The following is a 23,320-nucleotide window of genomic DNA, read 5'->3' as shown; positions in this document are numbered from 1 at the left end:
ACATTAGTTGGCAGTGTGGCTCAGAATCCGGAATTCGCGCATCGCGCTCCTCCCAGGTGTGGCGAATTCCGGATTGCCACACTGGCGAATCGCCGGGCGCACCGGTAAGTCTTGGCCGCCCGGTTAGCGGGCCGTCAGGGTGTTGCGACCTATAGGGGGACTTCAACGCCATGACAAGCAAGCCGTTCAGTTAGCCGTCGCGCAAAGCCGAGGTAGCCATGGAAAGCCAGACCATCGTCGAAGCCCTGCTGCTCGGCCTGCTGGAGGGCCTGACCGAGTTCATACCGGTGTCCTCGACCGGCCACATCCTGCTCGCCGGGCATTTCCTCGGCTTCAATTCGACCGGCAAGGCCTTCGAGATCCTCATCCAGCTCGGCGCCATCCTGGCGATTTTGAGCGTCTATTTCCGCCGCCTGTGGCAGATGCTGCTCGACCTGCCGCATGACCGGCTGACGCGGCATTTCGTCATCGGCATCCTGATCGCCTTCCTGCCGGCGGCGATCATCGGCGCGCTGGCGCATGATTTCATCAAGACGGTGCTGTTCGAATCGCCAAGGCTGATCTGCATCATGCTGATCATCGGCGGTGTCGTGCTGCTGGTGGTCGACCGCATGAACCTGAAGCCGGTCTATCGCGACGTCGAGCGCTTTCCGACCAGGCTTTACCTGCAGATCGGCCTGTTCCAGTGCCTGTCGCTGATCCCCGGCACCTCGCGCTCGGGTTCGACCATCGTCGGCGCGCTGCTTCTGGGCGTCGACAAGCGGGCGGCGGCGGAATTCTCGTTCTTCCTGGCGATCCCGACCATGGTCGGCGCCTTCGCCTTCGACCTGTTCAAGAACCGCAACGTGCTGACCTCGGCCGACCTGCCGATCATCGCCATCGGCTTCGTCGCCGCCTTCGTCACCGCGCTGTTCGTGGTGCGCTACCTGCTCGATTACGTCTCGCGCAACGGCTATTCGCTGTTCGGCTGGTGGCGGCTGGTGGTCGGCATTGTCGGGCTGGTGGCGCTGATGATCTGGGGATGAGGAGTGATCCGCGAAGGGCGAGCAACGCCCTCAGTGGCCCCTTAGCTCCGTCCATAAAACGCGTTCTCGACATGCACCGGCCAGCGCCACGGCAGCACCGCGACCATGTCGAAACGCATCGACAGCCTGCCAAAATCCGCCTGCCGCGAGAGCCAGATGTCGGCGGCAGCCTCTATGCGGCGCTCCGATTCGCGACCGATCGCTTCCATGGCTTCCATCAGTGTGCGCCGCGCCTTGACCTCGACGAACAGCACCAGGTCGCCACGCCGCGCGATCAGGTCGATCTCGCCGAAGCGGGTGCGATGTCGGCGCGCCAGAATCCGATATCCCTTCAGCATCAGCGCGGCGGCCGCCAGCCATTCGCCGCGATGGCCGCGCCGATAGGCCCTCTGGCGGCTGGCGCTCGGGCGCTCAGCCACCGTCGCTTTCCCTGAGTTCCAGCAGCCGCCGGTAGAGCGCCTGCTTCTGGCCGCCGGTCATTTTGGCGGCCTCCGCCGCCGCCTTGGAGGCCGGCATTTCGGTGGCGAGCGACAACAGCAGGCGGTCGATATCGGCGGGCTCGTCCGCCCTGGCCTCGGCGGGGCCGACGCAGACGACGATCTCGCCCTTCGGCGTGTCGGCCGCCGCATAATGGTCGGCCAGCGCCTGCAGCGTGCCGGTGCGCATTTCCTCGAAGGTCTTGGTCAATTCGCGGCCGATGGCGGCTTTGCGCTCGCCGCCGAGCGCCTCGACCATGGCGCCGAGCGATTCGGCCAGCCGGCGCGGCGATTCAAAGAAGATCAGCGTCGCCGGCACGGCTTTCAGGGCTTCCAGCCGCGTCAGCCGCTGCCCTGATTTGACCGGCAAAAATCCGGCGAACAGGAAGGCGTCGGACGGCAGGCCGGACGCGGTGAGCGCGGCCAGCGGTGCCGACGGCCCAGGGATCGGCACGACGCGAATGCCGTGGTCGATCGCCACGCCGACCAGCCGGTAGCCGGGATCGGAGACCAGCGGCGTGCCGGCATCGGAAATCAGCGCCACGCTCTGGCCGGCCTGAAGTGCTGCGATCAGCTTCGGCCCGGCCTCGCCGGCATTGTGCTCGTGATAGGCCGTGGTGCGGCGGCGGATGCCGTAGCGGTCGAGCAGCACGCGCGACACCCTGGTGTCCTCGCAGGCGACGATGTCGGCGGCGGCCAGCGTCTCCAGCGCGCGCAGCGTAATGTCGGCGAGATTGCCGATCGGGGTCGCCACCAGATAGAGCGCCGGCTCGAGCGGACGGGCGGGGATTTCGGTCTGCCCGACCACATAGCTGCGTCTTCCCGTATCATCGGTCACTGATGCCGTCTCCGTTCAGCCCTGTTTGGTCCAAATCTTGTTTGGCATGGCTGGCGCGGCCTTGCAAAAGCTCACGCCGATGTAAGGCAATCGCCATTCCTTTGCCACAGTGGGGAACCAAACCGGCATTGGCAGATTAAGCCCCTGATTCCGGAGGAGGACAGGATGGACAGCCTGAAGATACAGGACGCTTTCGAGCCTTACTATGCCGGCCGCAAGCGCGTTGCCGCCGCCAGGGACAAGCGCCTGCCTGCCAAGACCGACACCAGCCTGACCGAGCGGGCGACAACCGCCTTGCCGACGGATGTCAGGCTTTCCGACAACGAACCAGACAGCATGACGGAGCACTGACCGAACGATGCCCAATCGCTTCGATATCTTCATCACCCGTCTTGAAACGAAAACCGCCAGGGAAGGCGTGCCACCACATCCGATGAACGACCAGCACAGCGTTCGCCGCGAAAAGGCCGACGCCAAACCGGCCCGCACCGGAGAAGCGCATGCCGAGAAGGATCGCGGCAAGCGCCGTTTCAAGCACGACGCCTGACGACCGCGACTGGCCGAGACCGTTCTGCCTTCGTCTGGTTCACATCAGATGGCGTGAAACGCGCGCCTTCAGAAGGTCGATCAGCTCGAGATCCATGAATTCATAATTATCCGGTATATCGAGGCAGATGACCCGGGCCTTCTTCAGGCTGGCCTTGAATTTCTTCTGCAGCTTGGTGCGATGCACCTTTTCCATGACGAAGATGATGTCGGCCCAGGCGACCAACTCATGCGTCAGCGGCGTATCGGCATCATGATTGGTGCCGGCCGACGCAACTTCGATATCCCTGCGCGTTGAAAACACCTGCTCGGCGGTCGGGCTGCGCAGGCGGTTCTGGCTGCAGACGAAGAGAACGTTTTTCAAAGGATTAGCGCGCCAGATCCGCCACCACGGCGTCGAGAACAATCATGCCGGCCGGCGTGGCGCGCAGGCGTGCGTTGCCGATCGGCGCCACCAGGCCCTCGCCCTGCAGCACCGATAGCCGGGCCGTCGACAGGCCGCGGCCGGAAAACGCCTCGTAGCGCGAGAGGTCGATGCCTTCGGCCAGCCTCAGCCCCATCAGCAGGAATTCGTCGGCCTCCTCCGAGCGCGTCAGGATCTCGCCGCCGGTGACGCCGTGGCCCCTGGCCTCGACCAGGTTGGCCCAGGTCTCCGGCATCCGCTCGGCGATGGTCACCGTACGGTGGCCGCTCTCGACGAAGCGGCCATGCGCGCCGGGGCCGACGCCGACATATTCGCCATAGCGCCAATAAGTCAGATTGTGCCGGCTTTCCGCGCCCGGTCGGGCGTGGTTGGAAATCTCATAGGCCGGCAGGCCATGCGCGGACGTAATCTCCTGCGTCAACGCATAGAGGTCGGCGGCGTGGTCATTGTCGGGAATGATGAATTTCTTCGCCGCATGCAGGGCGTGGAAGGGCGTGCCCTCCTCGATGGTCAGCTGGTAGAGCGACAGATGGTCGGCGGCGTGACCAATCGCCTGTTCGAGCTCGGATGCCCAGGCCTCCGGCGTCTGGCCGGGCCGGGCGTAGATCAGGTCGAAGGACAGGCGCGGAAAGATTTCGCGCGCGAGCCCGATGGCGTGCAGCGCCTCGTCGACATTGTGCAGCCGGCCGAGGAAGCGCAAATCCTTGTCGTTCAGCGCCTGCACGCCGAGCGAGACGCGGTTGACGCCGGCCGTGCGATAGCCGCGAAAGCGTTCGGCCTCGACCGAGGACGGGTTGGCCTCCAGCGTCACTTCGATGCCGTCAGGCACCGTCCAGTTCTTGGCCACCGCGTCCAGGACCCTGGCCACGGTTTCCGGCTTCATCAGCGACGGCGTCCCGCCGCCGAGGAAAATGCTGGTCACCTCGCGCGGCCCGGTACGCTCACGCATCGTCGCCAGTTCCGCCTCAAAGGCGGCGGCGAAGCGCTCCTGGTCGACAGGCTGGTGGCGGACATGGCTGTTGAAGTCGCAATAGGGGCATTTGGCCGCGCAGAACGGCCAATGGATGTAGACGCCGAAGCCGGGGCTGCGGTCGAGCGGCATGGTCATGCCGGGTCCAGTCATGCCGAGCCCAATCTCGGCAGATCCAACCGTGCCTGGGCGAATTTCTGGAAAGCGCGGGCGCGATGTGAGAGCGCCGCGGCCTGGCCGGGTTTCCAGCCGTGCTTTTCCTCAGCGCTCATCTCGCCAAACGTCTTGTCGAAACCATTGGGCAAAAACACCGGATCGTATCCGAAGCCGAGCTCGCCACGCGGCGGCCAGACCAGCGTGCCTTCGGCCTCGCCGCGATAATATTCCGCCTCGCCGTCGGGAAAGGCGAGACAAATGACGGCGACGAAGCGGCCCTTGCGCTGTTCGGCCGAGGCGGCGCCGACCTCCTGCAGCGCCACTTCGGTGCGCTGCATGGCCATGGCGAAATCTCTGCTACCGTCAGGGGTTTCGGCCCAGTTGGCGGTGTAGACGCCGGGCGCGCCGTCGAGCGCGTCGACGCACAGGCCGGAATCGTCCGACAGCGCCGGCAGCCCGGTCGCCTTCGCGGCGGCCAGCGCCTTGATGTAGGCGTTTTCCTCGAAGGTGGTGCCGGTCTCGTCAGGCTCAGGCAGGCCATAGTCCTTGGCCGACTTCGCCTCGAAGCCGAACGGCCCCATCAGATCGGCGAATTCGCGCAGCTTGCCGGCATTGTGGCTGGCGACAACGATCTTCTTGCCATCAAGTGTATGCATCAAAGGCCCCAGATTCTCGGCTCGGCGAACTCGATCGAATTGCCCGAGGGGTCGCGTATATAGAGCGAACGGCCGCCCTGCGGCCATTCGAATTCGCTTTCGATGGCGATCTTCTTCGCTTCCAGATGCGCCTTCCAGGCGACGATTTCATCCGCGCTGGCCGCAAAGCAGAGATGACCTTCGCCGACCGCGCCATGCGGCGGCACCGGCAGCCGGGCGTCCGGCGCCGGCGGTATTTTGGTCGCTTCGGCGTTGAAGACCAGCAGCACGCCCGGCCCGCAGCGAAAGAAAAGATGCCTGCCGTCGACCTTGCCGAGCAGGTCGAGGCCGAGCACGCCGACATAGAATTCCTCCGCTACCGCCAGATCGGTGACGTAGAGGGCTGATTCAAGGATGGCGGAAGGGGTCACCAGAAAATCGATGGCTTACGCCACCGCCATTTGCTGCAGGCTGACCAGACGCTGGATGCCTTTCTTGGCCAGGCCCATCAACTCGGCGAACTGGTCCTCCGAGAACGGCTCGCCCTCGGCGGTGCCCTGGATCTCGACGATGCCGCCCTTGCCGGTCATGACGAAATTGGCGTCGGTGCCTGCCGCGGAATCCTCGAGATAATCGAGGTCGATGACGGGCTGGCCGTCATGGATGCCGCAGGAAATCGCCGCGACATGGTCCTTCAGCACCTTGGCGACGCTGGCCATCTGGCGGGCTTCCATCCAGCGCAGGCAATCATACAGCGCCACCCAGCCGCCGGTGATCGAGGCGGTGCGGGTGCCGCCATCGGCCTGGATGACGTCGCAGTCGACGGTGATCTGCTGTTCGCCCAGCGCCTGCAAATCGACGACGGCGCGCAAGGAGCGGCCGATCAGGCGCTGGATTTCCAGCGTGCGGCCGCCCTGCTTGCCGGCGGAGGCCTCGCGGCGCATGCGTTCGCCGGTCGAGCGCGGCAGCATGCCATATTCGGCCGTCACCCAGCCCTTGCCGGAATTGCGCATCCAGCCCGGCACCTTCTCCTCGAGGCTCGCCGTGCACAGGACATGGGTGTCGCCGAACTTCACCAGGCACGAGCCTTCGGCGTGCTTGGAGACGCCGCGCTCGAAGGAGATGGCGCGCATTTCGTCGAATTGGCGTTTGGAGGGGCGCATTCAGGCTTCTTTCCAGTCATTTTTCGGAATCGTGGCCGGCTTTTAGCCGCATGGGGGGCAGCGCGCAAAGGAAAACGGACCGGGCCATCCGATACAGAGACCGGGTTGCGCCCACCGTGCCGAAGTCTATATCCTGAACAAGGAGGTTTTGGCCGAATGACCAAGGCAATCGATCCGGGTTCGCAGCCGCTTGCACTTCAATCACTCGACATGCGCTCACGCGACATCTTCCGGCGCATCGTCGATTCCTATCTCAGGGACGGCGAGCCCGTGGGCTCGCGCAGCCTGTCGCGCATCCTGCCTTCCTCGCTGTCGCCGGCCACCATCCGCAACGTGATGAGCGACCTCGAGCATCTCGGGCTGATCTATGCGCCGCATATCTCGGCCGGCCGGCTGCCGACGCAGGCGGGCCTGCGCTTCTTCGTCGATGCCTTCATGGAGCTTGGCGACCTCTCCGACGAGGAGCGCCGCACCATCGAGGCGCAGGTGCGGGCTTCCGGCTCGGGCGCGACGCTGGAGCACATGCTGACCGAGGCCAGCCAGATGCTGTCGGGCATGTCGCGTGGCGCCGGCCTGGTGCTGGCCGCCAAGAACGAGGTGGCGCTGAAGCATATCGAATTCATCCAGCTCGAGCCGACCAAGGCGCTTGCCGTGCTGGTGTCGCAGAATGGCGACGTCGAGAACCGTGTCGTCGAGCTGCCCGCGGGCATCACCGTCTCGCAGCTGCACGAGGCCTCGAATTTCCTCAACGCCCATATTCGCGGCCGTACGCTGGCCGAGGCGCGCACCGAGATCGCCCGCATCAAGGAAGAGACGAGAGCGGCCCTCGACACGCTGTCGCAGGACCTCGTCGAGAAGGGGCTGGCGGTGTGGGCGGGCGCGGAAAGCGGCCTGCCGGCACGGCTCATCGTGCGCGGCCGCGCCAATCTACTCGAAAACGTCACCGCCCAGGCCGACATCGAATTGCTGCGCCATCTGTTCGAGGACATGGAGACGCAGGACGGGCTGATCCAGCTGCTTGACCTCGCCGAGCAGGGATCGGGCGTGCGCATCTTCATCGGTTCGGAGAACAAGCTGTTTTCGCTGTCGGGCTCGTCGCTGGTGGTCGCGCCCTATCGCGACAAGGATGCCCGCGTCGTCGGCGCGCTTGGCGTCATCGGCCCGACCCGGCTGAACTACGCCCGCATCGTGCCGATGGTCGATTATACCGCGCAGCTGATATCGCGCATGTTAAGGTAGCGCCCCGGACGGCAAGAGACGGCAGGAGGGAGAAAAAGAATGGCGCTCGAAGAACTCAAGGCCCGGATCAGCCTGCTGCTCGAGGAGATGGTCAACCAGCCGGAAGACCAGCACGAAATCCAGGAACAATTGCGCGAAAAACTGCGGGAAATGCGCGCCATGGGCCTGCCGCTGCCGGCCGATCTCGTCGCGCTGGAGAAACGCCTCGACGACGATTTTTACGCTGCCGGGACATAAACGGGGAAACCGCTTCCCTCAACTCGTTGTGTGAGGCGGAACCCGGCGACAAACCGGCCGTTGGTTCCTTCGCGGCGAAATGGAGGAAAAAATGATCCGATTGGCCGGACTGGTGATCCCCGCCCTCTTTCTCGCGAGCGCGGCGTTCGCCCAGCAGGCGGATCAGCCGGTGCTGAAGGGCGCTGCCGCCTTCGGCGACTGGCGTGCCGACAGACCGGGTATGCGTCGCCTGATCAAGCCGGACGACCTGCCGAAGCCCTATGTCACCAAGTCGGTGTCGAACGGCGCCGGCCTTGCCGACATACCGGCGGGCGCAAAGCCGCAACTGCCGCCAGGTTTTTCGGCCGAGCTGATCGCATCCGGCATCGACAATCCGCGCGTCGTGCGCGTCGCGCCCAATGGCGACCTGTTCGTCGCCGACAGCGAAGCCAACCAGGTCCGCGTCTATCGTCTGGCCAAGGACAGCGCCAAGCCCGCCGAGGACGGCATTTTCGCCGGCAATCTCAACCAGCCCTACGGCATTGCCTTCTATCCGCCGGGAGACAACCCGCAATGGGTCTATGTCGCCAACAGCGACAGCATCGTGCGCTTCGCCTACCGCAATGGCGAGCTGAAGGCATCCGACGAGCCGGAAATCATCGTCGCCAACATTCCGGCGAACCATCACTGGACCCGCGACATCGTCTTTTCGCCTGACGGCAAGACGCTTTATCTGTCGGTCGGCTCAGGCTCGAACGTCGCCGAGGATATGGGCAAGGCGCCGGATGGCGGCCTTGAAGCATGGGTGAAATCGCGGCCGCTGGGCGCGACCTGGGGTTCCGAAGAGGGGCGCGCCGACGTCCAGGCCTTCGATCCGGACGGCAAGAACGGCCGCATCGTCGCCACCGGCCTGCGCAACTGCTCGGGCATGACCGTCCAGCCGGCGACCGGCGCGCTGTGGTGCGTCGTCAACGAGCGGGACGCGCTCGGCGACAATGTGCCGTTCGAATACGCCACCTCGGTCAAGGACGGCGCGTATTATGGCTGGCCCTGGTACTATATCGGCAACCACGAGGACCCGCGCCACAAGGGCGCGCGCCCCGATCTCGCCGGCAAGGCAACCGTTCCCGACGTGCTGATGCAGGCGCATTCCGCGCCACTCAACATCGCCTTCTACACCGGCAGGGACCTGCCCGCCGACAGCGGTTTTCCCAAGGAATACCGGGGCGACGCCTTTGTCGCCCTGCACGGTTCGTGGAACCGCGGCAACCGGACCGGCTACAAGATTGTCCGCCTGCTGTTCAAGGATGGCAAGCCGACCGGCGAATATGAGGACTTCATGACCGGCTTCGTCGTTTCCAACGGCGAGGTCTGGGGCCGGCCCGTCGGCGTGGCGGTGGCTCAAGATGGCGCGCTGATCGTCACCGAGGATGGCAACGGCACGATCTGGCGCGTGACCTATGACGGCGGCCGGTCCTGAGGGATCTTACTTCGGATGGCGCGGTATCTGGTGCAATAGAATCCGACCGCCAGGGAATTCAATCCTGGTCCGTTCCGTGCGACAAGGCCGCCTGATCCAGGACCACTCGCCATGACCCTCACCGGCTTCCTCGCCTACAGTGCCGCCCTCGGCATCGCCGCCGCCATTCCCGGCCCCGGCGTCACCGCGCTTGTCGCGCGGGCGCTCGGCTCCGGCTTTCGCTCGTCGCTGGCCATGTCCTTCGGCCTGATGCTGGGCGACCTCATTTATCTGACCGCCGTGGTGCTCGGCCTCGCCTTTGTCGCGCAGACCTTCGGCATGGTGTTCCTCGCCATCAAATGGGCTGGCGTCGCCTATCTGGCATTCCTGGGCTGGCGCTTCTGGACCGCCGGCATCGCGCCCGAGACGGTCGAAGCCAGGAAGGGCAAGGGCGGACTGGCGTCGAGCTTTGTCGCCGGCCTCACCGTCACGCTCGGCAATCCGAAGACGATGATCTTCTACCTGGCGATAACGCCGACCATCGTCGAACTGAAGACGATCACGCTGGCCGATTATAGCATTCTCGCCGCGCTGACGGTGGTCGTGCTGTTCGTCGTGCTGGTTCCCTACCTGGCGCTCGCCGCCAAGGCGCGCTGGTTCCTGAAATCGCCGCGCGCGCTGAAGCTGCTGAACCGCACCGCCGCCGGCTTCATGGTGGGCGCCGCGGCAGCGATCGCGGCCCGTCAGTAGCGCGCTTTCAGCCAAAACATTCCGGGGGCAGGCTTCCCCGTGAAATGCTTTTCCAGGACAGGGGCGTTTTAGACACAGGCCCCACTCGGATATTTCCGGCCGACAGCTTATGTTGCGCGGCTGAAAGCCCTATCTTGCCGGCTGCAATGCCACTTGCCTGAAATCCTGGGAGCGAAACCAATGAACAAGCCCGTCACCTCCGCCCGCGTCCCCGGCCGCGGCCGCATCTACAGTTCCATCACCGACACGATCGGCGACACGCCCCTGGTCCGGCTCGACAAATTCGCCAAGGAGAAGGGCGTTGTCGCCAATCTGGTCGCCAAGCTCGAATTCTTCAACCCGATCGCCTCGGTCAAGGACCGCATCGGCGTGGCGATGATCGAGGCGCTGGAAGCGGCCGGCAAGATTGCGCCCGGCAAGACGACGCTGATCGAACCGACCTCGGGCAATACCGGCATCGCGTTGGCGTTCGCCGCCGCCGCCAAGGGCTACAAGCTGATCCTGACCATGCCGGAGACGATGTCGGTCGAGCGCCGCAAAATGCTGGCGCTGCTCGGCGCCGAACTGGTGCTGACCGAAGGTCCCAAAGGCATGAAGGGCGCCATCGCCAAGGCCGACGAGCTGGCCGCGACGATCCCCAACGCCGTCATCCCGCAGCAGTTCGAAAACCCGGCCAATCCGGAAATCCACCGCAAGACGACCGCGCAGGAGATCTGGAATGACACGCAGGGCGAAGTCGACATCTTCGTCGCCGGCATCGGCACGGGCGGCACCATCACCGGCGTCGGCCAGGTGCTGAAGAAACTCAAGCCTTCGCTGCATGTCGTTGCCGTCGAGCCGGAAGCCTCCCCGGTGCTGTCGGGCGGCCAGCCCGGCCCGCACAAGATCCAGGGTATCGGCGCCGGCTTCGCGCCAAAGATCCTCGACACCACGATCTATGACGAGATCGTCAAGGTTTCCAACGAGGATTCCGTCGCCAATGCCCGCCTCGTCGCCCGCCTCGAAGGCGTGCCGGTCGGCATCTCGTCGGGTGCGGCGCTGCAGGCGGCAATCGTCGTCGGCTCGCGGCCGGAGAACAAGGGCAAGACCCTGGTCGTGGTCATTCCCGATTTCGCCGAACGCTACCTGTCGACGATCCTGTTCGAGGGGCTGGGGGCTTAACACCTTCGTCATCCCAGGTTGAAGCAGGGGCGAAGCTCCGTCGCGCAGACCCTGGGATCCGTTCCGTGACATCAAACGAAGAGTGCCACGGTCCAGAATGCCTGCCTTCTGTCGCTGCTTGTCGAAATTAGCGGAGCTGCCGTCCTTCGAGACAATATTTGCAACGTCGTGACGTGGAGACGTCACGGCATGGATTCCTTGGGCTGCGGAGCAGCTCCAGGGGTCTGCGCGCGTCGCTGTCTTTGCTGGCCCGTTGAAAAATCCTCCCGTGGCGCCTGTGACCCGGCTTGAGCAGAACCCTGCTTCCGGGTCATATCGCCCGGTCCGCTTTGCGCGGGCCAGGGGAGAATTTCATGTACAAGCTCTATACCCGTCTTGGCAGCGGCGGCTTTGTCGTCGAGGCGGCGCTGGCGCTGGCCAACGCGCCGTTCGAACAGGTCGACGTGCCGAAATCCGACCGGCCCGATCCGGCCTTCCTCGACATCAGCCCGCTGAACCAGGTGCCGGTGCTGACCTTGCCGGACGGAAGCTCGATGACCGAATCGGCGGCGATCTGCATCCTGCTCGCCGAGCGCCATCCCGAGGCCCGCCTGGCGCCGGCGGTCGGTGCGCCTGCCCGCGCCGATTTCCTGCGCTGGATGGCCTTCATGTCGTCGGTGCTCTACCCGGCGGTGCTGCGGTTCTACTACGCCCATCGCTACACGGCCGACGCCGACGGCACCAAAGCCGTCAAGCAGGCGGCAGTCGCCGAGATGGACCGTGGCTTCGCCGTCCTCGATGCCGCACTGAAGGGTCGTGACTGGCTGGTTGGAGAGCAGATGTCGCTGGCCGACATCTATCTCGTCATGCTGGTGGCCTGGCATCCCGACATCGACACGGCGCGGGCGGCATGGCCTGATATTGAACGTCTCTGGGCCAGGCTGCGCGGCCATCCGCTGCTGAAGACGCTCAACACATCGCATGAGATGTGGCCGAGCTAGAGCAATTCCAGGAAAAGTATGAGCGGTTTTCCCCGGAAAAGCGCGTAGCGCTTTCCCTTGGGAATTGCGTCAAAACAAAGAGTTGGAGCGGTTCGCCGTTCCATGAAACGGTGAAACGCTCTGAAGGTCAGTTTCGCAGCGCTGCGCTTTTACCTTGCAGGAACCGGCGCACCGCCGGGTCGCGTTCGAGGCCGATTGCCCGGTCATAGGCCTCGGTCGCCTGCGGCACCTGGCCAAGCCTGGCCAGGAGACCGGCCCGCGCCGCCCAATAGGGCTGATACTCATTGAGCCGCTTGTCGTCGCCCAGCACGTAAAGCGCCGCCAGCCCCGCCACGGCGCCTTCCGTCTCGGCGAGCGCCACGGCGCGGTTGATCGCCACCACCGGCGATCCGGCGATCGAAAACAGCGCGTCGTAGAGCGCGCGGATCGCCGGCCAGTCGGTGCGGCCGGTCAGCCGCCGCGCCGCGTGGGCGGACTGGACGGCCGCCTCGAGCTGGTAGCGGCCGACGACGCCGCTCATCGCGGCATGGGACAGAAGCGCTTCCGCCTCGTCGATGAGCGCGCGGTCCCACAGGTCGCAATCCTGTTCGGCCAGCGGCACGAAGTCGCCTTCGGCACTGCGCCGGGCGGCGCGGCGCGCCTCGGCAAACAGCATCAGGGCAAGCAGGCCAAGCGCTTCCGGCTCTTGCGGCATCAGCGTCGCCACCAGACGGCCGAGCCAGATGCCTTCGGTGGCGAGGTTGCGGCGCTGCGTTTCGGTGCCAGCCGGATCGGACCAGCCTTCGGCGAAGGCGGCGTAGATCGCCTCGAGCACCGCGCCCAGCCGTTCGCCGAGTTCGGCCCGCTCCGGCACACGGAACGGAATGCCGGTTTCGCGGATGCGTGTCTTTGCGCGCACCAGGCGCTGGCCCATCGTTGCCGGCGAGACCAGGAACGCGGAAGCGATCGTCGCGGCATCGAAGCCCAGCACGGTCTGCAGGATCAGCGGCGCCCGCACGCCCGGCTCGATCGCCGGATGCGCGCAAGCGAACATCAGCCGCAGCCGTTCGTCGGGCAGCTCTTCGTCGGTCATTCGCGCCTCCATCTCCTCGGCGATCAGCTTGAGATGATCGCGGGCCGCCTCCCGGGTGAGCCGCCGGCGGACCGCATCGACCCGCCGCCGCCTCGCCACGGCCAGCAGCCAGGCTTCCGGCTTTTCAGGCACGCCTGATTTCGGCCAGCGCTCGAGCGCGGCGGCAAAGGCGTCGGCCAGCGCATCCTCGGCCGCGGTCACGTCGCGGGTGCGCGCCGCGAGCCAGGCGACCAGCTTGCCATAGCTCTGCCGGGCGGCGGCCTCGGCGGCCGCCCGGGCGATCTCCGGGCGACTGTCCATCACATGGTCATTTCTTGGCACGTCGTCATTTCTGGGGCATGTAGTCGGCCAATTCCCAGATCGGCCGCAACTCGACCGTGCCGGTGCTGGCCGCCGGACAACGCGCCGCCCATTCGATGGCGGTGTCGATGTCGGCCGCTTCGATCATGTAGAAGCCGGCAAGCTGCTCCTTGGTGTCGGCATAGGGGCCGTCGATCACGTTGGTCTTGCCGTCGGCGATCCGCACCGAAGTGGTCGCCTGGGTCGGGCGCAGCCGTTCGCCGGCCAGCCAGGCGCCGGATTTCTTCAACGCCTCGGTATAGGCGCCATAGGCCGCGCTCATCTGCTGGGTCTTCTCGATCGGCATGGCCGCCAGTGCGGATTCGTCGTTGTTGATCATCAGCATGTATCGCATGGGTCTTCTCCCGTGGTTTCGAAGGCCGCGTCCTTGCGGGGCCAGACGTATGTCGCGCGGCGTCGACCGATTTCGACAGGGCGCCAAGAAAAAAGTTTCGGCTTCGTCACGCGGTTTCGCAAGACCAGGTTTCGCCAAGCGGGAGGCGGCGCTGGCAACGATGCCTCGCTGCGCTATCCTTTGTGACCCAGGCACGTCACGCCAGAGATGGGAGATGAGCAATGGAACTCGTGACCCACAAGAAATTCAAAAGCGGCCGGTTGATGCCGTGGGGCAAGGGCACAGTTGTCTCCGGAGCGAAGGGATTTGTCTACCTTTGTGGAAACACCGCGACCGCCGCCGACTACGATCCGGCCGGCAAGCAGGGTGGCCGTTTCGCCGGCGATGCGGCGGCGCAGTGGCTCGAAGTTCTGGGCAACATCAAATCCGATCTGGAGGATCTGGGCAGCGCGCTTGAACACCTCGTCAAACTGACCTTCTTTGTCAGAGGACCATTTCCCGACGGCGGCGTTCTCAGCTCCCCCAATTTTCGCCTGGACGTTCTGGACGCGTTCTTTGCCGAGCATTGCCCGAAGCACTGCAGCTACAACAACCCGCCGCCCTCGGAGGTGATCGGCGTTGCCGCGCTCGCTCAAGCCGACATCGTCATTGAAATTGTCGCGATCGCGGCCCTGCCGGATTGAACCGAGCCGTGTCGTGCTGCCTGGACTGATCGGCCTTTCGGCTGGAGCCAGCCGCGATAGCGCACGATCCGACATGCATTAGCCAACCAGGCGCCCGCGCAGCTCGGCCGACGGGATGCCGCAGCTGTCCTTCCTGCCGAACAGCGCGTAGCGATTCCTGGCGATGCTGGCATAGAGCCGGTCGCGCAGCGGGCGCGGCAGCAGCAACAGCGCATTCGCAGCCCGCCATGGCCAGCCGAGCTCCGACATGACGGCGACCAAACTGTCGAGCTTCGTGAACGCAAGCCCGTCCACGAGGACGAGATTGGTTTCGTAGACGTCCGTGCGCAGCCCATGCTTCCTGAACAGCGCTTCGCCAAAAGGCGATTGCGCGGTGGCGAAGCGGAAGCGGCTTTGGCGGTCGAGCCTGACCACCATGCGCACGAAGCCGGAACACAGCACGCAGACGCCATCGAAGACGACCAGCGGATGGCTGGCATCGAAAGATGGTTCAGCGGGAGGACTGGACTTGGCCAGACGTGATTGGGGCGGACTGGACTGAGGAAGGTCGGTCACGCGGGCCTCGGCTGCTCGTGTCCTGGGACACTAGGCCAGCCGGGGGCAATGTCAAAGACGTGGCGGTGTCGCACGACGCCTGTCGCTTAGAGCCGGGCGCTCGGAACGATAGGTGGTGGCGCGGGTCGTGGCGCCCGGCCTGCAGATGCGGCTGTTGTGACGGCTCTCGAAGGTCATGGTCAGTGCGCGCCCAGCGACGTGCCGCGACGGGCGCAAGCCGGACCGGGGCCGCGCATGTAATAGCGCTCCGGCCGATAGGTCGGCGCGACGAATTCGCGGATAGCGGCGGCGTAGCCGATGAGGTGCGTGAGGAAGTTCATTTACCCTGTCCCTGTCCCGATTTTCGGATGTCCCTTCCGAATTGCGCGAAGGATAGCATCGAGGCGTGAATAGTCGGTGAACACGATGTTAATATCTGGTCGAAAACTCGTTGCTTCGTGGCCGGAATGCGGCTGATTCGGGGTGTTTCCGCGCCTTTTGTCGCCATTCCGGCCTGTGTGACTTTTGCATCACATATGTTTCGTTTCAATGTCGCCCGCGCGCGGTTCTGTTTCAACTTCCGCCTGGCCTTTGGAATTTCCTTGCTCAGCAGGAAAGGAAGGAACCGGCACATGGGGCAGACGTTGACCGTTGGGACCGGCGTGGCCGGCCCGCGATTGCCTGCAAGCCGCAGGCACGTACACCGACACCGCAAGAGCAATGGAAAGGCTAGAACCATGGGCTTCTTTTCGAAGGACATCAAAACGCTGGACGACCTGTTCGTGCACACGTTGCGCGACATCTATTACGCGGAAAAGCAGATCGAGAAGGCATTGCCGAAGATGATCGACAAGGCCACCGACGCGCAGCTCAAAGCAGGCTTCGAAAAGCATCTTGAACAGACCAAGGGCCATATCGAACGCGTCGAAGAGGTGTTCGAGTTGCATGGCGTCAAGGCCAAGGCGATCGACTGCCCGGCCATCGATGGCATTCTCGAGGAAGCTGACGAGGTGAGCGGCGACATCGCCGACAAGCAGGTCCTGGATGCCGCCCTGATCGCCTCCGCGCAAGCCGTCGAGCACTACGAAATGACCCGCTATGGCACGCTGATCGCATGGGCCAAGCAACTCGGCCGCAGCGATTGCGCCAACGTACTCGCGAAGAACCTCAAGGAAGAGCAGGCGACCGATCGCAAGCTCACCGAGATGGCGGAGAGCAAGATCAATCTCCAGGCTGCCGAATAGGTGAGATGGCAGGCAAGGCGGCGCGGCAACGCGCCGCCTTGCCTTGTTGCGCGGTCGGAACCGGAATGGGCTTTGCCCGTTCTGGGTTGAACCCATTGCAAGGAGTCTATCATGGCGCCGCGCCCAGCCTGGAAGGGCTATCTGAAGCTGTCGCTGGTCACCTGCGCGGTCGAGTTGACCAATGTCGTCACCCATACCGAAAGGGTGTCGTTCCGCATTCTCAACCGCAAGACCGGCAATACGGTGAAGCGCATCTATGTCGACGCCGAAACCGGCAAGCCCTTGGACGATGGCGACGAGATCAAGGGTTATGAGCTGGACGGCGGCGATTTCGTCCATATCGAGGAAGACGAGATCGAGGCGGTGCAGATCGAATCCTCGCACACGATGAGCCTCGACGGTTTCGTCGACAAGGCTTCGATCCAGCAGATTTATCTCGACACGCCCTACTATGTCGCGCCGGCCGACAAAGTGTCGGAGGAGGCGTTCGCCGTCATCCGCGACGCCATGGCGGGCAAGAAAATGGCGGGGCTGGCGCGCATCGTTCTCTACCAACGCGAACGCCCCGTCGTCATCGAGCCGCTCGGCAAGGGCATGGTGCTGACGACGCTGCGCTACGACAATACGGTGCGCCAGCCCGACAGCGTGTTCGGCGAGATCAAGGCGGTGAAGACCGACCAGGAAATGACCGATCTGGCCGAGCTGATCATCGACAAGAAGAAAGCAAAATTCGACCCGTCGAAATTCGACGACAAATATGAAGACGCGCTGCTGGAGCTGATCCGGGCCAAGAAGGCCGGGCACAAGGCGCCAAAGGCCAAGGCGGCGCCAAAACCCTCCAACGTCGTCAATCTGTTCGACGCGCTGAAGAAGAGCCTGTCGTCGGATTCCGGCTCGCCGAAATCATCATCCGCGAAAGCCGGGCCGGCGGCCAAACGCGGCAAGCCGAAAGCCGCCACGCCGAAGCGCAAAACGGCCTGAGGAGACCAAGCAATGGCCGGCCTCGAACAATATCACGCCAAGCGCGATTTCAAGAAGACGTCGGAGCCGGCGGGCAAGGTCGCGCGCACGAAGAAGAGCGAAGCGGGCGGCATCTTCGTCATCCACAAGCATGCGGCGACCAGGCTGCATTACGACCTTCGCCTCGAGCATGGCGGGGTGCTGTGGAGCTGGGCGGTGACGCGGGGGCCCAGCCTCGATCCGCATGAGAAGCGGCTGGCCGTCCATGTCGAGGACCATCCGATCGACTATGCGCCATTCGAAGGCACGATCCCGAAGGGCGAGTATGGCGGCGGCTCGGTCATCGTCTGGGACGAAGGGATTTGGGTGCCCGAGACCGACCCGGCCAAGGCGATGAAAAAGGGCCATATCAGCTTCGAGCTCAAGGGCCACAAATTGCATGGGCTATGGCATCTGGTGCGGTTGAAGCCGCGGGCGGGTGAAAAGCGCGACAACTGGCTGCTGATCAAGTCGGATGACGCCGCGGCGCGCCCGGGCGAGGATATTTTGAAGGATGCGCCGGAATCGGTGAAGTCCGGCCTGACGATCGAAGAGGTCGGTGAAGGCAAGACCGCCAAGGGTAAGAAGCCTGAAGTCTGGCACTCCAACAAGCCGGCCGCCGGCAAGGCGAAGGCAGCAAGCCGGAAACTCGAGTTCATCGAGCCGCAGCTTGCGACACTCGAGCGGGACGCACCGCCGGGCAAGGACTGGCTGCACGAGGTGAAATTCGACGGCTATCGCATGCAGGCGCAGATCGCCGGTACCGATGTGCGGCTCTTGACCCGCACCGGCCTCGACTGGACGGAGAAATTCGGCGGCGAGATCATCGCCGAGCTCGCCGCGCTGAAATGCAGCGACGCCATCATCGATGGCGAGATCGTCGTGTTGGCCGATAGCGGCGTCTCGTCCTTCGCTCTGCTGCAGCAGGATCTGTCGGCGAAGCGGACAAATCGCTTCATCTACTACGTGTTCGACCTGATGCGTCTCGGCGGCAGGGATTTGCGCGCCGAGCCGCTGGTCGAGCGCAAGCAGGCCTTGCAGGAGCTGCTCGGCAAGCAGGCGGAGAACCCGGCGGTGCGTTTCTCCGACCATTTTTCCGAGCCCGGCAAGATCATGCTGGAGCATGCCTGCCGGATGGGGCTGGAGGGCGTCGTGTCAAAACGCGCCGATGCGCCCTATCGCAGCGGACGCGGCCCGACCTGGGTGAAGTCGAAATGCACGGCGCGGCAGGAATTCGTCATCGGCGGCTATCTGCCGTCGGACAAGACCGGGCGCGGGCTGCGCTCACTGCTGGTCGGCTATTACGAGGGCGGCAAACTGCATTATGCCGGGCGTGTCGGCACCGGCTTCTCCGCCAAGGGCGCGACGGAGCTGAAGAAGAAGCTCGATGCGCTGAAGGCGACGGCTTCGCCCTTCGACAAGGCCGTGCCGAAGGGCAAGGGGCTGGTCTGGGTCAAGCCGGAATTGGTCGGCGAAGTGGAGTTCCGCAGCTGGACATCGGACCGTATAATACGTCATGCCTCGTTCCAGGGGCTGCGCGAGGACAAGCCGGCGGAGGACGTTGTGCAGGAAAAGCCCAAGGCAGCGACAGGCAAGGCCAAGCCAGCCTCCAGCGGCACCGGCGCCGGGACGATGACGACCAGCGTAAAACTCTCCCACCCCGACAAGCTGCTATGGCCCGACGAGAAAATCTCCAAGCAGGGCCTGCTCGACCATTACGCGCAAGTCTGGCCGCGCATGGAGCAGTTCGTCGTCAACCGGCCGCTCAGCCTGGTGCGGGCGCCGGACGGCGTCGGCGGCCCGCGCTTCTTTCAAAAACATGCCTCGGCCGGCATGAGCGACAAAATAGCCCGCATGAAGGACCCGACGGATGGCGAGGAGATCCTGTTTGTGCGGGATTTCGACGGGGTCGCGGCGCTCGTCCAGTATGGCGTGGTCGAGATCCACATCTGGGGCTGCACGATCGACAAGCTTGAACAGCCGGACCAGATCATCTTCGATCTCGACCCCGACGAAGGCGTCGATGTCAAAGCGGTGCGCGAGGCGGCGCTCGATATAAGGGGCAAGCTCGACGAATTGTCGCTGCCGAACTTCGTCAAGACATCGGGCGGCAAGGGCTACCATGTGCTGGTGCCGCTGAAGCCATCGGCGGATTGGGAGGCGGTGAAGACCTTCGCGCATGATTTCGCCAAGGCGCTCGAACAGGGCGCCCCCGACCGCTACACGGCGACGCTGTCGAAGAAGGCGCGCACCGGGAAAATCTTCGTCGACTATCTGCGCAATGGCCGCGGCTCGACGACGGTCGCGCCCTATTCCTCGCGCGCCAAGAAGGGGGCCACCGTGTCGATGCCGGTGACCTGGGCCGAGATCGAGGCCGGGCTGGCGCCCAATGCTTTCCCGGTCGGTGACAAGACGACGCTGGCGAAGCTGGCGGAAGCCGATCCGTGGAAAGCGTTTTTCGAGCAGGGCAAGGTGCTGAAGCGGGGGTAAGCCTCCTCGATTTCATCATCCTAGGGCGAAGCAAGGAGCGAAGCGACACAGCGCAGACCCTTAGGATGACGAAGGTGTGGGGGCCAGGCCTCGGCTCCTCACGCCAGAAACACCGTCTCGAAGGCTTGCTTGCCCGGCGGCGAGAAAATCACGGCGCGGCTGTCCTTTTCGCGCCGCGCCCATTTCTCCAGAAGGATCTTGTCGAGGATGGCGGCGCCCAGCGTGCCGGCGAGGTGCGAGCGGCGCACGCTCCAGTCGAGGCAGGCGCGGCAGACCGGGCGGCGCGGTTTGGCATCGACATCGATGCCGATGGCGGCAAAATGCGACGACGCCGAGGGGCCGAGCCGGATTTCCCTGTCGTCTCGCAGCAATATGTCCTTCTCGACCAGGCGGTCGAGCATTGCCACCGCCTGCTCGCCGGCGAGATGGTCGTAGCAGACGCGAGCGACGCGCATGGCGCCGTCGCGCGGGCCCGGACGCACGCGCTTGGGGCCGACAGCCTCCGCGACACCGGTGATAGCCTCGATCATGCCCGCCACCTGCGGGCCGGCGAGGCCGTAATAGCGGTGCCTGCCCTGGCTGGCCAAAGTCAGCAGCCCGCCCTCCATCAGTTTCGACAGATGCGACGAGGCGGTCGGCAGCGACACGCCGGCCTCAAGCGCCAGTTCGCTCGCCGTCAGTGCCGTGCCGCCCATCAAGGCGTTCAGCATGTTGGCGCGGGCCGGGTCGCCGACCAGGCTTGCGATGCGGGCGATGTCAGGTCCTTCACGCATAGTTCGTTCCTTATCGAAGCATTCTTGTCAGATAGCCACTATTCTCCGGTCAGATCAAGGAGCCGGTGATGCGAGCGACGACGGCTCCTGACAGGAATGCCTAGCACACCAATGCGTATGACGTTTCGACCGCGCTCGAAGCGTCGATGCTGCAACCCAAGGAGACGACCATGACCATCACCTGCTTCATCCGCTATGAGATCGACCCGTTCGGCAAGGCCGCCTTCGAGGAATATGCCCGCAACTGGGGCCAGGCCATTCCGCGCTGCGGCGCCGATCTGATCGGCTACTATGCCCCGCATGAAGGCTCGGCGACGACGGCCTACGCCGCCTACAACATCGAGAACCTGGCTGCCTATGAAGCCTATCGCGCCCGGCTTGCCGCCGATCCCGCCGGCAAGGCAAACTATGAGTTCGCCAAGCGAGAGCGATTCATCCTCAAGGAGGACCGCATGTTCCTGAAACACGTCTCCGGGCCGCACGCCAGGCTGGTGCTGCCGTGATCGCCGTCATCTTCGAGGTGCAGCCCGCGGAGGGCCGGCGCGATGCCTATCTCGCCATCGCCGCCAATCTGCGTCCCTTGCTCGACGGCATCGACGGCTTCATCTCGATCGAACGTTTTCAGAGCCTCGCCGATCCGAACCGCATCCTGTCGCTGTCGTTCTGGCGCGACGAGGAGGCGGTGAAGGCCTGGCGCAACACGGAAGAGCACAGGCAGGCGCAGCAGGCAGGCCGCGGCGGTATCTTTGCCGGCTACCGACTGCGCATCGCCCATGTGGTGAGGGATTATGGGCTGACCGAAAGGGACGAGGCGCCGGCGGACAGCCGGGCGGTGAATGGGTAGTGCTTCTTCCTTCTCCCCTTGCGGGGGTGAGAGGCGGTTCGCGCAGCGAACGAAAAGCCAATTGCTTGACTTTTCGAGCCTCGAACGCCCTGAGCCTGCCAAGGGCCGGGGTGGCCCATCCACCTGCTGGGTCCCGCTGCTTCGCAGCGTCCCAGCGTTCGCCGGCCTTTCATCGTGCCACCGGCACGATGAATGCGCCTGCGGCGAACCGGCTGCTCACCCCACAAGGGGGGAAGGAAGAAGCTAAGCATTCCCGATCAGCACGCCTGCGGCGAACACCAGCGCGCCGCCCAGCACCACCTGGAAGGCGGCGCGCAGGAACGGGGTCTGCATGTAGCGGTTCTGGACGAAGGCGATGGCCCACAGTTCGAAGAACACCACCACGGCGGCAACGGCCGTCGCCGTCCAGAAATGCGGGATGAGATAGGGCAATGCGTGGCCGAGACCGCCGGCCGATGTCATGACGCCGGTGGTGATGCCGCGTTTTATCGGCGAGCCGCGACCCGAGAGCTTGCCGTCGTCGGAAGCGACCTCGGTAAAACCCATGGAGATGCCGGCGCCGATCGACGCGGCAAGCCCGACCAGGAAGGTCTGCCAGGTGTCGTGCGTGGCAAAGGCAGCGGCGAAGATCGGCGCCAGCGTCGACACCGAACCGTCCATCAGGCCGGCCAGGCCCGGCTGCACATAAGTCAGGATGAACTGGCGCTGCTCGGCGGCGGCCTCTTCATCCTTCACCTCGCCAGGCACATGCTTCTGCTCCAGCCGCTGGGCGAGCGTCTCGTGGCCCTGTTCGGCTATCGCCAGGTCGCCGAGGAGTTTTCGCGTCGAGGCATCGGTCGTGTGCTTTGCCGCTTCGACGTAGAACAGATAGGCCTGCCGCTCCATGGCCTCGGCCTGGCTGCGCACATGCTCGATGCCGAGCGGCCTCACCAGCCAGTCGGGCTTGCGCTCATAATAGCCCTTTACATGTTCGCGCCGGATCAGCGGGATGCGCTCGCCGAAACGTTTGCGGAAGAGCTCGATCAGCGCGTCGCGGTGGCCGTCCTCTTCCTCGGCCATCTCCTCGAACACCTTTGCCGATTGCGGAAAGCTCTCCGCCAGCCCGTCGGCATAGGCGCGGTAGATGCGCCCGTCATCTTCCTCGGATGAAATGGCCAGCGCCAGGATCTCCTGTTCGGAGAGCGATTCGAAGGGACGGCGGCCGAAGCCGAAAACACGGGAAAGCATGAGGAATGACCCTAGTTTAGAATAATTCTAAACTAGGGTCTAGCGTGCTCCGGGTCAATCGCGCTGAAGTCACGGGTTCAAGAATTGTTGAAGCGCTTGAACTGGGTCGCTCCTTCCTTATTGGCGAAGATTTACCTATATAGTTGAACCTAAGACAAGAATGAGGATTCCCCGCATGACGAAGCCGCACCCCCAGCATTTCGACCCGAAACCCGTTCTCGATCTCATCGCCAGCATCGAGGCCGATCTGCAGCGCCTGAAGGGCCTGGTCGAGCAGCAGATCGAGAAATTCGACCCCGCCAACCCGCACAACAAGGCCCCCGACGGCAAGCTGACCGAGGAAGGGGTGGAGTGCTGCTACCGCATGTTCGACGAAGGCAAATCGCGCTATTCGGTCGCCCAGCAGATGAAGATCTCCTTTGCGGCCGCCACGCATCGTTTCAACAATTGGCGCAAGCTGGGCGGGACGAAGAGGCAAAGGACGTTGCTGGGTTAGAATCGGGGAGCTGCCGCAGGCAGCGGGGCCCCGGCTAAGCGCTCCGAGAGGTGGAACAGAATAGATGTCGGCGGGGCATCGCCCCCCTCTGGCCTGCCGGCCATCTCCCCCTCAAGGGCAGGGGAATCGCATATGACGATTTTGCGCTTGAAGTTGATTTGAGAAGGGATTCTTTGGGAAGGCAGTCCACTGAGGAGTGACTGCCATTTCCAGCCTTGAGAGCTAT

General features: G+C 64.3%; 29 protein-coding genes. 16 read left to right on the top strand and 13 right to left on the bottom strand.

Features of this window, described 5'->3' with window-relative positions:
- Positions 1–218: 218 nt before the first annotated feature.
- A complete protein-coding gene (locus tag ACWGS8_RS33410; RefSeq protein WP_454584923.1) occupies positions 219–1,025 on the top strand; it encodes an undecaprenyl-diphosphate phosphatase in 807 nt (268 codons plus the stop codon).
- A 41-nt stretch (positions 1,026–1,066) separates the two neighbouring features.
- Here ACWGS8_RS33410 and ACWGS8_RS33405 read toward each other — a convergent pair whose 3' ends face one another.
- Positions 1,067–1,444 carry a YraN family protein gene (locus ACWGS8_RS33405; RefSeq protein ID WP_454584922.1) on the bottom strand — a complete coding sequence of 126 codons (378 nt, stop codon included), beginning with the start codon at positions 1,442–1,444 and terminating at the stop codon, positions 1,067–1,069.
- A complete protein-coding gene (gene rsmI / locus ACWGS8_RS33400; protein WP_454584921.1) occupies positions 1,437–2,339 on the bottom strand; it encodes a 16S rRNA (cytidine(1402)-2'-O)-methyltransferase in 903 nt (300 codons plus the stop codon). Before rsmI ends, ACWGS8_RS33405 begins: the two co-directional genes overlap by 8 nt.
- Before the next feature lie 165 nt (positions 2,340–2,504).
- Between rsmI and ACWGS8_RS33395 the strand changes: the two genes are divergently transcribed.
- A complete protein-coding gene (locus tag ACWGS8_RS33395) occupies positions 2,505–2,690 on the top strand; it encodes a hypothetical protein (protein WP_454584920.1) in 186 nt (61 codons plus the stop codon).
- 7 nt (positions 2,691–2,697) lie between these two features.
- A complete protein-coding gene (locus ACWGS8_RS33390; protein ID WP_454584919.1) occupies positions 2,698–2,886 on the top strand; it encodes a hypothetical protein in 189 nt (62 codons plus the stop codon).
- Positions 2,887–2,925: 39 nt separating this feature from the next.
- Here ACWGS8_RS33390 and ACWGS8_RS33385 read toward each other — a convergent pair whose 3' ends face one another.
- The 5 genes from ACWGS8_RS33385 to rph are packed head-to-tail and all read right to left on the bottom strand — an operon-like array spanning position 2,926 to position 6,233.
- Complete coding sequence (locus tag ACWGS8_RS33385) at positions 2,926–3,249, bottom strand: low molecular weight protein tyrosine phosphatase family protein (RefSeq protein ID WP_454584918.1); 324 nt, start codon at positions 3,247–3,249, stop codon at positions 2,926–2,928.
- A 4-nt stretch (positions 3,250–3,253) separates the two neighbouring features.
- A complete protein-coding gene (hemW, locus tag ACWGS8_RS33380) occupies positions 3,254–4,432 on the bottom strand; it encodes a radical SAM family heme chaperone HemW (protein WP_454584917.1) in 1,179 nt (392 codons plus the stop codon).
- Positions 4,429–5,091, bottom strand: a complete 663-nt coding sequence (rdgB, locus tag ACWGS8_RS33375) for an RdgB/HAM1 family non-canonical purine NTP pyrophosphatase (protein WP_064985363.1) — start codon at positions 5,089–5,091, stop codon at positions 4,429–4,431. The genes hemW and rdgB overlap by 4 nt, the downstream gene beginning before the upstream one ends.
- Positions 5,091–5,501: a VOC family protein gene (locus ACWGS8_RS33370; RefSeq protein WP_454584916.1), complete on the bottom strand. Its 411-nt coding sequence runs from the start codon at positions 5,499–5,501 to the stop codon at positions 5,091–5,093. The genes rdgB and ACWGS8_RS33370 overlap by 1 nt, the downstream gene beginning before the upstream one ends.
- 15 nt (positions 5,502–5,516) lie before the next feature.
- Positions 5,517–6,233: a ribonuclease PH gene (gene rph, locus ACWGS8_RS33365; protein WP_032932415.1), complete on the bottom strand. Its 717-nt coding sequence runs from the start codon at positions 6,231–6,233 to the stop codon at positions 5,517–5,519.
- A gap of 156 nt (positions 6,234–6,389) precedes the next feature.
- Between rph and hrcA the strand changes: the two genes are divergently transcribed.
- From hrcA to ACWGS8_RS33335, 6 genes are all read left to right on the top strand, one after another.
- Positions 6,390–7,472 (top strand): heat-inducible transcriptional repressor HrcA, encoded by a 1,083-nt coding sequence (gene hrcA, locus ACWGS8_RS33360; protein ID WP_010912575.1) that lies wholly within the window; start codon positions 6,390–6,392, stop codon positions 7,470–7,472.
- A 39-nt stretch (positions 7,473–7,511) separates the two neighbouring features.
- Complete coding sequence (locus ACWGS8_RS33355) at positions 7,512–7,709, top strand: hypothetical protein (RefSeq protein ID WP_010912574.1); 198 nt, start codon at positions 7,512–7,514, stop codon at positions 7,707–7,709.
- Between the two features lie 91 nt (positions 7,710–7,800).
- Positions 7,801–9,168, top strand: a complete 1,368-nt coding sequence (locus ACWGS8_RS33350) for a PQQ-dependent sugar dehydrogenase (protein ID WP_454584915.1) — start codon at positions 7,801–7,803, stop codon at positions 9,166–9,168.
- Positions 9,169–9,279: 111 nt separating this feature from the next.
- Entirely contained in the window at positions 9,280–9,897 is a 618-nt protein-coding gene (locus ACWGS8_RS33345; protein WP_454584914.1) for a LysE family translocator, read from the top strand.
- A gap of 180 nt (positions 9,898–10,077) precedes the next feature.
- Positions 10,078–11,058 carry a cysteine synthase A gene (gene cysK, locus ACWGS8_RS33340; protein WP_095202872.1) on the top strand — a complete coding sequence of 327 codons (981 nt, stop codon included), beginning with the start codon at positions 10,078–10,080 and terminating at the stop codon, positions 11,056–11,058.
- Positions 11,059–11,411: 353 nt separating this feature from the next.
- The gene (locus ACWGS8_RS33335; protein WP_454584913.1) at positions 11,412–12,038 is read left to right on the top strand and encodes a glutathione S-transferase family protein; all 627 of its coding nucleotides are present in this window, start codon (positions 11,412–11,414) and stop codon (positions 12,036–12,038) included.
- 127 nt (positions 12,039–12,165) lie between these two features.
- On the opposite strand, the gene ACWGS8_RS33330 is transcribed toward ACWGS8_RS33335, so the two are convergent.
- Together ACWGS8_RS33330 and ACWGS8_RS33325 are read right to left on the bottom strand one after the other, a co-directional pair.
- A complete protein-coding gene (locus ACWGS8_RS33330; RefSeq protein WP_454584912.1) occupies positions 12,166–13,410 on the bottom strand; it encodes an RNA polymerase sigma factor in 1,245 nt (414 codons plus the stop codon).
- 25 nt (positions 13,411–13,435) lie between these two features.
- A complete protein-coding gene (locus ACWGS8_RS33325) occupies positions 13,436–13,804 on the bottom strand; it encodes a YciI family protein (RefSeq protein ID WP_454584911.1) in 369 nt (122 codons plus the stop codon).
- A gap of 221 nt (positions 13,805–14,025) precedes the next feature.
- On the opposite strand from ACWGS8_RS33325, the gene ACWGS8_RS33320 reads away from it, so the two are divergent.
- Positions 14,026–14,487, top strand: a complete 462-nt coding sequence (locus ACWGS8_RS33320; RefSeq protein ID WP_454584910.1) for a RidA family protein — start codon at positions 14,026–14,028, stop codon at positions 14,485–14,487.
- A gap of 78 nt (positions 14,488–14,565) precedes the next feature.
- On the opposite strand, the gene ACWGS8_RS33315 is transcribed toward ACWGS8_RS33320, so the two are convergent.
- Positions 14,566–15,042 carry a thiol-disulfide oxidoreductase DCC family protein gene (locus tag ACWGS8_RS33315; RefSeq protein WP_454584909.1) on the bottom strand — a complete coding sequence of 159 codons (477 nt, stop codon included), beginning with the start codon at positions 15,040–15,042 and terminating at the stop codon, positions 14,566–14,568.
- Positions 15,043–15,221: 179 nt separating this feature from the next.
- The gene (locus ACWGS8_RS33310; RefSeq protein WP_013892047.1) at positions 15,222–15,362 is read right to left on the bottom strand and encodes a hypothetical protein; all 141 of its coding nucleotides are present in this window, start codon (positions 15,360–15,362) and stop codon (positions 15,222–15,224) included.
- A 396-nt stretch (positions 15,363–15,758) separates the two neighbouring features.
- On the opposite strand from ACWGS8_RS33310, the gene ACWGS8_RS33305 reads away from it, so the two are divergent.
- The 3 genes from ACWGS8_RS33305 (at position 15,759) to ligD (ending at position 19,754) form a co-directional block, all read left to right on the top strand.
- Positions 15,759–16,265 (top strand): YciE/YciF ferroxidase family protein, encoded by a 507-nt coding sequence (locus tag ACWGS8_RS33305; protein ID WP_454584944.1) that lies wholly within the window; start codon positions 15,759–15,761, stop codon positions 16,263–16,265.
- Positions 16,266–16,376: 111 nt separating this feature from the next.
- Positions 16,377–17,246, top strand: coding sequence for a non-homologous end joining protein Ku (ku, locus tag ACWGS8_RS33300; protein WP_454584908.1), 870 nt, complete (start codon positions 16,377–16,379; stop codon positions 17,244–17,246).
- Between the two features lie 12 nt (positions 17,247–17,258).
- Positions 17,259–19,754, top strand: a complete 2,496-nt coding sequence (gene ligD, locus ACWGS8_RS33295; protein WP_454584907.1) for a DNA ligase D — start codon at positions 17,259–17,261, stop codon at positions 19,752–19,754.
- A 98-nt stretch (positions 19,755–19,852) separates the two neighbouring features.
- Here ligD and ACWGS8_RS33290 read toward each other — a convergent pair whose 3' ends face one another.
- Positions 19,853–20,527, bottom strand: a complete 675-nt coding sequence (locus ACWGS8_RS33290) for an ArsR/SmtB family transcription factor (protein ID WP_454584906.1) — start codon at positions 20,525–20,527, stop codon at positions 19,853–19,855.
- Between the two features lie 170 nt (positions 20,528–20,697).
- Here ACWGS8_RS33290 and ACWGS8_RS33285 point away from each other — a divergent pair, with 170 nt between their 5' ends.
- Both ACWGS8_RS33285 and ACWGS8_RS33280 read left to right on the top strand, forming a co-directional pair.
- On the top strand, positions 20,698–21,030 hold the full coding sequence (locus tag ACWGS8_RS33285; RefSeq protein WP_454584905.1) for an NIPSNAP family protein: 333 nt from the start codon (positions 20,698–20,700) through the stop codon (positions 21,028–21,030).
- Positions 21,027–21,371: an antibiotic biosynthesis monooxygenase family protein gene (locus ACWGS8_RS33280; protein WP_454584904.1), complete on the top strand. Its 345-nt coding sequence runs from the start codon at positions 21,027–21,029 to the stop codon at positions 21,369–21,371. Before ACWGS8_RS33285 ends, ACWGS8_RS33280 begins: the two co-directional genes overlap by 4 nt.
- A 243-nt stretch (positions 21,372–21,614) precedes the next feature.
- On the opposite strand, the gene mbfA is transcribed toward ACWGS8_RS33280, so the two are convergent.
- Positions 21,615–22,598 (bottom strand): iron exporter MbfA, encoded by a 984-nt coding sequence (mbfA, locus tag ACWGS8_RS33275; RefSeq protein ID WP_454584903.1) that lies wholly within the window; start codon positions 22,596–22,598, stop codon positions 21,615–21,617.
- A 175-nt stretch (positions 22,599–22,773) separates the two neighbouring features.
- Here mbfA and ACWGS8_RS33270 point away from each other — a divergent pair, with 175 nt between their 5' ends.
- Positions 22,774–23,094 carry a hypothetical protein gene (locus ACWGS8_RS33270; protein WP_019862259.1) on the top strand — a complete coding sequence of 107 codons (321 nt, stop codon included), beginning with the start codon at positions 22,774–22,776 and terminating at the stop codon, positions 23,092–23,094.
- The last annotated feature ends 226 nt before the right edge of the window (positions 23,095–23,320 follow it).

This window comes from Mesorhizobium sp. 43Arga, from assembly GCF_053714255.1.
This window is presented reverse-complemented; position numbering and strand designations above follow the sequence as displayed.

Bases quoted from the DNA above. Each gene is read 5' to 3' on its own strand.
- ACWGS8_RS33410 (WP_454584923.1), top strand. From the start codon at position 219: ATGGAAAGCCAGACCATCGTCGAAGCCCTGCTGCTCGGCCTGCTGGAG.
- ACWGS8_RS33395 (WP_454584920.1), top strand. From the start codon at position 2,505: ATGGACAGCCTGAAGATACAGGACGCTTTCGAGCCTTACTATGCCGGC.
- ACWGS8_RS33390 (WP_454584919.1), top strand. From the start codon at position 2,698: ATGCCCAATCGCTTCGATATCTTCATCACCCGTCTTGAAACGAAAACC.
- hemW (WP_454584917.1), bottom strand. From the start codon at position 4,432: ATGACTGGACCCGGCATGACCATGCCGCTCGACCGCAGCCCCGGCTTC.
- rdgB (WP_064985363.1), bottom strand. From the start codon at position 5,091: ATGCATACACTTGATGGCAAGAAGATCGTTGTCGCCAGCCACAATGCC.
- rph (WP_032932415.1), bottom strand. From the start codon at position 6,233: ATGCGCCCCTCCAAACGCCAATTCGACGAAATGCGCGCCATCTCCTTC.
- hrcA (WP_010912575.1), top strand. From the start codon at position 6,390: ATGACCAAGGCAATCGATCCGGGTTCGCAGCCGCTTGCACTTCAATCA.
- ACWGS8_RS33355 (WP_010912574.1), top strand. From the start codon at position 7,512: ATGGCGCTCGAAGAACTCAAGGCCCGGATCAGCCTGCTGCTCGAGGAG.
- ACWGS8_RS33350 (WP_454584915.1), top strand. From the start codon at position 7,801: ATGATCCGATTGGCCGGACTGGTGATCCCCGCCCTCTTTCTCGCGAGC.
- ACWGS8_RS33345 (WP_454584914.1), top strand. From the start codon at position 9,280: ATGACCCTCACCGGCTTCCTCGCCTACAGTGCCGCCCTCGGCATCGCC.
- cysK (WP_095202872.1), top strand. From the start codon at position 10,078: ATGAACAAGCCCGTCACCTCCGCCCGCGTCCCCGGCCGCGGCCGCATC.
- ACWGS8_RS33335 (WP_454584913.1), top strand. From the start codon at position 11,412: ATGTACAAGCTCTATACCCGTCTTGGCAGCGGCGGCTTTGTCGTCGAG.
- ACWGS8_RS33330 (WP_454584912.1), bottom strand. From the start codon at position 13,410: ATGGACAGTCGCCCGGAGATCGCCCGGGCGGCCGCCGAGGCCGCCGCC.
- ACWGS8_RS33325 (WP_454584911.1), bottom strand. From the start codon at position 13,804: ATGCGATACATGCTGATGATCAACAACGACGAATCCGCACTGGCGGCC.
- ACWGS8_RS33320 (WP_454584910.1), top strand. From the start codon at position 14,026: ATGGAACTCGTGACCCACAAGAAATTCAAAAGCGGCCGGTTGATGCCG.
- ACWGS8_RS33310 (WP_013892047.1), bottom strand. From the start codon at position 15,362: ATGAACTTCCTCACGCACCTCATCGGCTACGCCGCCGCTATCCGCGAA.
- ACWGS8_RS33305 (WP_454584944.1), top strand. From the start codon at position 15,759: ATGGGCTTCTTTTCGAAGGACATCAAAACGCTGGACGACCTGTTCGTG.
- ku (WP_454584908.1), top strand. From the start codon at position 16,377: ATGGCGCCGCGCCCAGCCTGGAAGGGCTATCTGAAGCTGTCGCTGGTC.
- ligD (WP_454584907.1), top strand. From the start codon at position 17,259: ATGGCCGGCCTCGAACAATATCACGCCAAGCGCGATTTCAAGAAGACG.
- ACWGS8_RS33290 (WP_454584906.1), bottom strand. From the start codon at position 20,527: ATGCGTGAAGGACCTGACATCGCCCGCATCGCAAGCCTGGTCGGCGAC.
- ACWGS8_RS33285 (WP_454584905.1), top strand. From the start codon at position 20,698: ATGACCATCACCTGCTTCATCCGCTATGAGATCGACCCGTTCGGCAAG.
- mbfA (WP_454584903.1), bottom strand. From the start codon at position 22,598: ATGCTTTCCCGTGTTTTCGGCTTCGGCCGCCGTCCCTTCGAATCGCTC.
- ACWGS8_RS33270 (WP_019862259.1), top strand. From the start codon at position 22,774: ATGACGAAGCCGCACCCCCAGCATTTCGACCCGAAACCCGTTCTCGAT.